Origin of the sequence: Aetokthonos hydrillicola CCALA 1050 (genome assembly GCF_017591665.1) — a bacterium.
Taxonomy (GTDB): domain Bacteria; phylum Cyanobacteriota; class Cyanobacteriia; order Cyanobacteriales; family Nostocaceae; genus Aetokthonos; species Aetokthonos hydrillicola.
Genome location: NZ_JAAKGC010000433.1, coordinates 1 through 1,154, shown reverse-complemented (window position 1 = coordinate 1,154; position 1,154 = coordinate 1). Strand labels below are relative to the sequence as shown.

Here is a 1,154-nt window from a genome sequence, read left to right as displayed (position 1 = left end):
ATCTAGCACATACCCAGCCAGAGAAAGTTACAGATGCTTATATTCGTGCCGTCGCCTTAGATTTATTAGCACAGCGACAAGTTGCATTTGCACAAATGAAACAAAAAGGTGTGTTGGTACTTGATGCGCCAGCGAATCAGATCACAGAGCAGTTAGTAGATAGGTATTTGCGGCTTAAAGCGCGAAATCAGCTTTGATAAAAACTGTATAGGAGCGGGCTGTGATCTCTGTTTTATTAACTCTTCTTACTGACTCCAATCTTCGATTTCTAAGCCTTCTATTTTCTCAAAATCTCTCTGATTATTAGTGATAATAACTAAATCATTTGCTATTGCAATTCCAGCGATGAGAATATCAATATCATCAATTGGTGTCCCAGCTTTTCGTAAATTCGCATAAATATCGGCAGAAATTGTTGTTGAGTGTGTAGTTAGAGGTAAAACTATATTGTACGAAGCAAATGTTAAGAAGGATGTTAGCTGTTTTTGTGCATCACGATGTTTTAACCCACTAAGAATTTCATAATAAGTAATGATGCTGGTATTAATTTTGCTATGTTCTTTCAGATATGCTTCAAAACGCTCAACAACCAAATTGTGATTGCGGAAAAAAAATGATAAAATGTTTGTATCAATCAAAGCTGGTTTCATCACTTCTTCTTCCTGAAAACGCCTGTTGGCGGCGTGTTCTGATTTCTTCATAGAAATTAGCAAACATTTCTTCTGACATATCATTCCAACAGCCAGCAAAATCCATACTTGGGTTAAGTGTTTCTTTAGATACTTCTACACCACATACTTCTACACCTAGCCGAAAATAATGAATAAAATTATATAATTCTTCCAATTTTTCTTCTGGAACAAGGCTGATTTCTGTGAATACTTTTGCCCGGATGTTTAATGAATCCATATAGCAACTTCATGTATATTAATTGACTAATTAATTATATAACATTTAAAATTAGAGTCTACAACGCTTTAATTGGGAGTTGTCCAGTAGTGAAGTAAGCGCTTAAAGCTCGAAATTAGCTTAGGTGATTTCCAAGAAAGAAAATACCTGGGGAATGCGAGTTTCGACTTCGCTCAACTCGCGATCTCTCAGTTGGTTGAGCGAAGCCGAAACCAACTAGGGTGGTATATTTATTCCCGTAAATC

The 1,154-nt window shown here is 36.2% G+C and carries 2 protein-coding genes and 1 pseudogene; 1 reads left to right on the top strand and 2 read right to left on the bottom strand.

Annotated features, from left to right (window positions below):
* Positions 1-197: pseudogene (locus tag G4P69_RS38615) on the top strand (DUF58 domain-containing protein); the annotation flags it as partial.
* Between the two features lie 48 nt (positions 198-245).
* Here G4P69_RS38615 and G4P69_RS38610 read toward each other — a convergent pair.
* Together G4P69_RS38610 and G4P69_RS38605 are read right to left on the bottom strand one after the other, a co-directional pair.
* The gene (locus G4P69_RS38610; RefSeq protein WP_208340804.1) at positions 246-650 is read right to left on the bottom strand and encodes a type II toxin-antitoxin system VapC family toxin; all 405 of its coding nucleotides are present in this window, start codon (positions 648-650) and stop codon (positions 246-248) included.
* The gene (locus G4P69_RS38605; RefSeq protein ID WP_208340711.1) at positions 631-909 is read right to left on the bottom strand and encodes a hypothetical protein; all 279 of its coding nucleotides are present in this window, start codon (positions 907-909) and stop codon (positions 631-633) included. The genes G4P69_RS38610 and G4P69_RS38605 overlap by 20 nt, the downstream gene beginning before the upstream one ends.
* Positions 910-1,154 lie beyond the last annotated feature (245 nt).

What these genes read in the sequence shown, in the direction of transcription:
- G4P69_RS38610 (WP_208340804.1), bottom strand. Translation starts at nt 650, where the DNA reads ATGAAACCAGCTTTGATTGATACAAACATTTTATCATTTTTTTTCCGC.
- G4P69_RS38605 (WP_208340711.1), bottom strand. Translation starts at nt 909, where the DNA reads ATGGATTCATTAAACATCCGGGCAAAAGTATTCACAGAAATCAGCCTT.